This window comes from Pelorhabdus rhamnosifermentans (genome assembly GCF_018835585.1).
In the GTDB taxonomy this organism is placed as follows: Bacteria; Bacillota; Negativicutes; order UMGS1260; family UMGS1260; genus Pelorhabdus; species Pelorhabdus rhamnosifermentans.
Genome location: NZ_JAHGVE010000055.1, coordinates 1 through 6,850, shown reverse-complemented (window position 1 = coordinate 6,850; position 6,850 = coordinate 1). Strand labels below are relative to the sequence as shown.

8 protein-coding genes and 1 pseudogene are annotated in these 6,850 nt (G+C 40.2%); all 9 read left to right on the top strand.

Annotated features, from left to right (window positions below; all coding sequences use genetic code 11):
* A pseudogene (locus Ga0466249_RS25545) lies at positions 1-2,151 on the top strand (gp58-like family protein); the annotation flags it as partial.
* 1 nt (position 2,152) lies between these two features.
* Entirely contained in the window at positions 2,153-2,458 is a 306-nt protein-coding gene (locus Ga0466249_RS25540) for a hypothetical protein (RefSeq protein ID WP_215832324.1), read from the top strand.
* A gap of 1 nt (position 2,459) precedes the next feature.
* Entirely contained in the window at positions 2,460-3,152 is a 693-nt protein-coding gene (locus tag Ga0466249_RS25535) for a hypothetical protein (protein WP_215832323.1), read from the top strand.
* A gap of 94 nt (positions 3,153-3,246) precedes the next feature.
* Positions 3,247-5,415 (top strand): pyocin knob domain-containing protein, encoded by a 2,169-nt coding sequence (locus Ga0466249_RS25530; RefSeq protein WP_215832322.1) that lies wholly within the window; start codon positions 3,247-3,249, stop codon positions 5,413-5,415.
* A 10-nt stretch (positions 5,416-5,425) separates the two neighbouring features.
* Entirely contained in the window at positions 5,426-5,695 is a 270-nt protein-coding gene (locus Ga0466249_RS25525; protein WP_215832321.1) for a hypothetical protein, read from the top strand.
* Positions 5,695-5,955 (top strand): hypothetical protein, encoded by a 261-nt coding sequence (locus Ga0466249_RS25520; protein ID WP_215832320.1) that lies wholly within the window; start codon positions 5,695-5,697, stop codon positions 5,953-5,955. Before Ga0466249_RS25525 ends, Ga0466249_RS25520 begins: the two co-directional genes overlap by 1 nt.
* Entirely contained in the window at positions 5,955-6,182 is a 228-nt protein-coding gene (locus tag Ga0466249_RS25515) for a hypothetical protein (RefSeq protein WP_215832319.1), read from the top strand. Before Ga0466249_RS25520 ends, Ga0466249_RS25515 begins: the two co-directional genes overlap by 1 nt.
* Before the next feature lie 52 nt (positions 6,183-6,234).
* Positions 6,235-6,453 (top strand): hypothetical protein, encoded by a 219-nt coding sequence (locus Ga0466249_RS25510; protein WP_215832318.1) that lies wholly within the window; start codon positions 6,235-6,237, stop codon positions 6,451-6,453.
* A gap of 36 nt (positions 6,454-6,489) precedes the next feature.
* The gene (locus Ga0466249_RS25505) at positions 6,490-6,756 is read left to right on the top strand and encodes a hypothetical protein (protein ID WP_215832317.1); all 267 of its coding nucleotides are present in this window, start codon (positions 6,490-6,492) and stop codon (positions 6,754-6,756) included.
* Positions 6,757-6,850 lie beyond the last annotated feature (94 nt).

Genomic DNA, 6,850 nt, shown 5'->3' with positions numbered 1-6,850 from the left:
AAAGCAGTAAAAAAATTCCGCCTCGTTGGTGTTGAAAGAGACGGCGATTTGAAATGTAAATTAAATCTTGCTGAATACTGCGAAGGTGTCTATTCTGGTGATTTGAATTATCCGATCATTGATTACACGCCACCAACGTCGAAGCTAGTTGATGTAAGTGATTTGTCCCTTGCCGAAGAAAGCTACCGGACAGTGGAAGGCGTCAATGTATCCTTAATTCACGCATCATGGATACTTCAGCGTAACCAGACAGCCGACAGTTTCCATGTATGGTATTCCGATGATAACGTAAATTTCAAGTTTTGGGGAACCACTTATGACATGAAATCAACCATTAGCGGTATTATTCCCGGTAAAACATATTATGTAAAGGTTTGTGTTTCGAATGGGATACAACAATCATCCGGTATAGTTAAAAGTGTGGCTGTAGTCGGAAATGATGGTGTTCCTCCTGTTGTTACGAATATTTCGGCAGAAGAACATTCCAGGGACCAAGGAAACGGTGTCGTTGTCACTGATTTATACGTCAGCTTCACACCACCTGCCTATCAGTTCTATAAAAATTGTGATGCGTATTTAAAATCAAACAATCCGGCAGCAGATGAAATCATTGAAATTCCTGATTCCTTAATGAATACGCCTTACGATGAACTGGCTGATGCACTTCAGGGCTGGAAGTTTGCAGGTAATCCTATTAATCAGCTTATTATTCAAAACGTGCTGCAAGGACATGAGTATTCAGTCAAACTGGTATCTGTAGCAAAAGGCGATATCAAGGCCGACTTTGATTCGGCACCTGTCTACAAATATACAGTCGGCGGTAAAACCTATCAGCCATACACACCAACGGGGCTGCAAGTAAGTATAACCGATACCGCGCAAGTAACTTGGAATGCTCCTGCACAAACAGATGTTGACTTTTCGGAAGTAAGAATAGACACGAATGTGGGTAGCGATGCAGGTAAATTAGCTAAAACAACCGCCAATAAAGCCATAGTAACTCTGCCGTCCCGGTCTGGGAAGGTTTATTTGTATCATCACAACACGGCTGGAAAATATTCTGATCCCGCTTGGGCTACGTGGAACAAACCCGCACCCATAGCACCTGGTAATATAGCAATTGCAGATATATTTCAAGGTATAGTGATAACGTGTGCTACGCTGCCTCAATATTGCTCTGGTATAAACGTTCATATCAATGACGGCTCCGGTGATGTGGTGTATTTTTCGCCAAATAACAGCTATACGTTCAAGTCAACTGGTGGCATATATGACGTGCAGCTGGCTTATGTGGATCTGTTTGGCGAAGGCGAGAAATCGGCGATAATACAGAAGGTAATTTCGCCTACAATTGATCCAGCATTGTTAGCAGCGGAAAGCCTGAGTCTTGATAAAATGGATGCCATAATTAAAGCAGCAGTAGCAAAAGCAAAAGTTAGCATAGATACAACATCATTTAACGATGCTATCGCTGGAAGAGTTAGTTATACTGATTTTAATGATAAGGTAAATACTTTAGTTCAAGCTGATAGCACGAATGCAAGCGCAATACAGCAAACATCAACAAGTTTGACAAATACAGTAGCCAAACTTAATAGTGATGCAGGTTCTACTGGGCAATACGCTGCAATATCTCAGGTAAAACAACAGGCTGATGGCCTAACAACCACTGTGCAGGGCAATAAGACCACGCAAGACGGTATTAATAGTAGCTTTTCAAGCCAGGTTACGCAGCAGGCCAATCAGATTACTTCGGTAGTTACGGATATGGCCAATGCAAACACGGTCATTGCTCAAAATACGTCAGATATTCAACTTAGGGCTACTAAAGCAAATCTCATAAGCTTAATCAATATATGCCCCGAAGCTATTACCATTGATGGCAAATGGTTGCACGTGTCGGCTCTATCAACATTTGACGATAACGTTATTGTTGGGCGTATGTTACAGGCAGGGAGTGTGAGCACAAATAAGATTGTGGCAGGGGCCATAACCGCCGATAAATTAAATGTGTCGTCACTATCAGCAATCTGCGCTACCATTGGCACCTTGAGAACTGCGACGACGGGAGCCCGAACAGAAATAAGCGATAACTTGATTTGTGTTTATGATTCAAACAATGTTTTGCGGGTTAGAATGGGGGTTTGGTAATGTGACACAGGGTCTACAGTGTTTTGATGCCAACGGTAATTTAGTTATAGATGTAACAGATCACTTAACAAAGACTTTAGGATCATTTACAACTCCCGTTGGAAGTGGCAGTAATCCGTACTTAATGAGCGGAACTGTTGTAGACGATGGATTCTTATTAGGAACTCCGTGGTATGTGTCAGTCGGCGGATTTAATTTTACTTCAGTTCTTGCGATATCCGTGACTGGTAATAAGTTGTCATGGTCATATAACTATAGTCCATTGGATGGGAATACAATTTTTAAAGTTATATATGGGGTGTTTTGATATGAGTGCAGGGTTGACAGTATACAACACAAATAATGTATTGCAGATATCAGATTCAATTTCGTGCCTGCAATTTTTGCAGAAAGGAACCGCTTATCCGGGTCAAACAATACAAATTAGTACTAATTATGTGTTGGCTATCAGCACCACGGCTGGTAATTGGTGCTGCACAAGCCTCTATATTCCAGTATCAAATAATATAGCATCATACACATTGTTAGGATCGGGGTCAATGATAACATGGTATGCATTCTCAATGTCTCCTACATTAAGCGGACACTATCTTGAAATATATGACACCAATAGCAAGCTTATATTTTCAGATGGTGGAATGCCAATGAAGATTATGGATTTTCACACAGGAAATTTGGGGAACTTCTCTGACGGATATCCTCATAACGGTGCAACTTTATCTACTACAAGTATTCCAAGCGATAAAATATATGCCATAGTATATGGTCAAAAAGGTTTTTTGGAGACTGGGAGTAATGGTAATCCTGGTGACTTCCATTCGTTGATACCAGGGGCAAGTTTTACTGCAAATGCCGTTAACATTGTATTTCATAGCATTGTAGTTAGCCATACAAATACGTCATATTATGTAGGAAATAGTACACCAAGAATAGATGGTAACGATCTTATCTTTTATGCCAAAGCTTATTATTATATGATTATTGACGTTACCGGAATATAAGTTAAAACCATAAGATAATCACATGGTATTACACAGTACCCATCGATAATCCGGTGTGTATTTTTATGTACATTTTTAGAAAGGAGTCGATTACATGGCATATAAAGCCGGAGAAATCAGAGACGATGCAGGTAATATAATCCAGGCAGGCACATGGGGAATCAAATCGCCATACAAAGACATAGTTAATATTTCAGCTGGAAATTTTGACGCGATAATCAAGGGCGGCATAGTAGCTCCTGCCAACTTTGATGCCTCAAAAATAACGTCTGGCATTATCGACATAGCTAGAATTCCAGCCGCAACAATTGAGCGAATGACCTCTGTAGCAAATCAAGCAGCACGTTTTGCGCTAACTACTGATACTGTACAAGCTGGAGACTGTGTATTGCAGCTAGATACCAACATTATGTACTGGGTAATTGATGCTACTAATCTTGGTAATGACAGTGGTTATCACCAGTACAACGCTGGTACTGCTGCTAGCGTCCCTTGGAGTGGAGTGACCGGGAAACCTACTGATCTTGCAGGTTATGGCATTACTAATGGAGCAACCTCTGGTGCTAATAGTAATATCACGTCACTAACAGGATTAACTACGGCATTAAGCATAGCTCAAGGTGGCACAGGGGCCACAACAGCGGCAGGAGCATTGGCGAATCTTGGTGTCAACCTTGTAGGCGTAGACGGAATGTGCAAATTATCAGCCAATCAAGACTTAAATACCTTATCATATTGCGGATTTTATTATGCAAATACCCCTATAAATGCCCCTAGCGGTGCATGTACAGTGAGTGCTTGTTATGTATTAGTAGAATACGCTGCCGCAGGCTATATTAAACAGACAGCAACGGCATATGATGGTTCAGGGATGTTTACCCGTGTAAATGCTGGAGGCACTTGGAGTCCATGGAAACAGATTGTATTTACGGATAATGCAACATTTACAGGTGATGTAACTATAAATACCACAAGTACAGGGCTTAATGTTAATCAACTTACTAGTACCCTTGCAGCATCTATTACTTTAAAAAATTATACTGGTAAAACTGCACAAATTGGTATATATGATCCGAGTGGAGATTTTTACTTTTACAACACGGCAGAACGTGTGCGAATTACTGCCAATGGAAATGTCGGTATAAATAAAACCTCCCCTTTAAATACTTTGGATATTGATGGAAATATTGGTTTAATGCCAGGGGAAGGAATTAATACAAACTTATATTATTCTAATGGTTTTAAGCATTTAGCGAATGGTCATGGGTCTTGCCTATACACTGACGAATTCGGCGCGACTCATCTTATAAAAACTACTATTAGTAATACCTCCGGGGCTGGAGCATCGGCTACTGTAGCTGATCAATTAGTAGTTGCTGCCAGTGGAAACGTTGGAATAGGAACTACGACAATTCCTAAAAAATTTCAAGTCAATACTGCGCATACCGTTAATATTGATGATGACATTAGGTTAGGGTCATATGCTAATGTTGATCATTCTTTTTATGGTTTAGGTTTAAATTATAGAATAGATTCATCTGGTGCTCCTTCAACATATATAGTCAATTATCGAAATGATACTAAGTTTACAAATATAACCCTTTCAGGTAGTAGCACTGGGATTGGTGAAGGAATGTCAAGTCCGGGTTATACCCTTCAGGTTGGTGGAACAATGTACATACAAGGTCATCAAGACCTACCAGCATGGGGAGGGGCAAACGCCTTTTATACAGGCGGATGGGATACCCCCTGTAGTGGAAAAGTGATAATTGGTGATGGCACAGGATGGAAGTACAATATAAGTAATAAGGATCATAATGGTACTGTTAACGACTTGTTTACATTTGTCGATGATGGAAGACTTGGAATTGGAACTGCACCTGCTCTTCCTCAAACTCTTACGGTCCATGCTGTTAGTGGTTTTCCTAGCATTGGTTTGACTGATTCGACAGCTCATAATTGGTGCATGTATCATAATGCTGGTGGTTATTTTTCAATAAGTAAGGTAGGTGTAGCAGATGTTATAAACATATCTGATTCTACAAGGGCTGTAGGTATAGGAACGACTAGTCCACAGGCTACTCTTCACTCCACAGGAACAACTGTCTTAGGATGCGCAGTCGGCGGAATGGCAACTGACGTTAATCAATTAGCATTGTACGCTAATGATAGTTATTTAAGCTTTAAATGGAAAGATAATAACGGAAATGTTAGAGAAATAGCTTTCACCGTTCCAGCAGCGAATGGAACAAGAATAATCTAAGGAGGACCACATGTTAAATAAGCTATCAACCTTCTGGTACACAAAAATGGAAGGTCCATACGCCCATTATCTGGCTCACTTTCTCGGAGGATTCACCCTTTCGACAATAGTGGGTCATTTTTATAGCCTTTTAGCAGGGCTTATCTGCGGGATTATCGCAGCGATTCTAAAGGAAATCGTGGACAAACTTTCGGGCAAGGGGAGTCCTGAAGTCAAAGCGGCAGTAATCACGAGTTTAGGAGCATTATTATCATATATAATCTTAGGAGGCGTTTTATAGTGGCAAATCTCATATCGGAAATTAATGTTTGTCCTGAGGCAATTACTATGTCAGGCCAATATCTTCATATTAGTGCCGAAACGGCTATTGACCCGACCGTTATTGTTCCTGCAAATATTCATATTGAACGTTGTGGTGTTGATGAAGTACGGGTTAATAACAATTCGAAAATTAAGAATGGTAAATTGAAAGTTATTATGGCTGAGAAACATGAAAACGGCAAGAAAATAATCGAGATAAATGTGGAGGATGATAAATAATGGAACAATTATTCGCACAGTATGGGAAGGTACAAATTCAAATTGATCAGTCTCAAGGACAAATTGATCAGCTTCAGGCACAGATTCAGAATTTGCAACAGGTTAAGCAAAATATTTATAACGGAATACTTCAAGAACAACAGAAAGAAAAAGAATCAGTTCAAAAGCAGGGCGTTAAAGCACCTGAACCAGCAAAAATAGAGGCTAAACCTAAAACGGAAAAGTAAGCTAAACAAGACGCATAGGCGTTTATTTTTTTTATTTTGAGGAGGAAAAGCAATGAATGTAAAAATGAAGGTAAATGGCAAAACCGAATTTCAAAACGGGACAAATATTACAACAAATTTAAATCTCATTCCGGTTAACGATTCCACGTCAACTACGCAAATAAACGGCAGCTTAACGATTACCACAACGGACCAGCCTTTTGCGGATAGCGTTAATTTCAGGGATGTGCTGACTGTCGATATTGAGGCTGTTGGGGCTATTACCAAATAAGTACGGCCTATATTTTAATGTGGGGGAGGGCGAGGCGTGAGTGAGGATAAATTTCAGAGAGAAGTGTTAGACCGCCTTATCAGCATTGAAACCAAGCAAGATAACATGATCGATACTGTTGCAGATCACTCAAAAACAATCATTAAACACGGTGAAGAAATCGTAGATATTAGGGCCAGCACGAAGTCAGCTCACCATCGTATTGACGGCATATTTTGGGGAGCCGGAATATTGGGGACTCTTGCGGGTGGACTAGGCAATTTAGTGGTCAACTTGCTATCAAAAGTTGGTGGTCATTCATGAAAAACAAATTCATACGATTTTGCAACTGGGCGCAGGCTAATTGGCTTGCGCTTGTTATATTTCTTACGATTATTTGGATGATGTTTTTATGCAT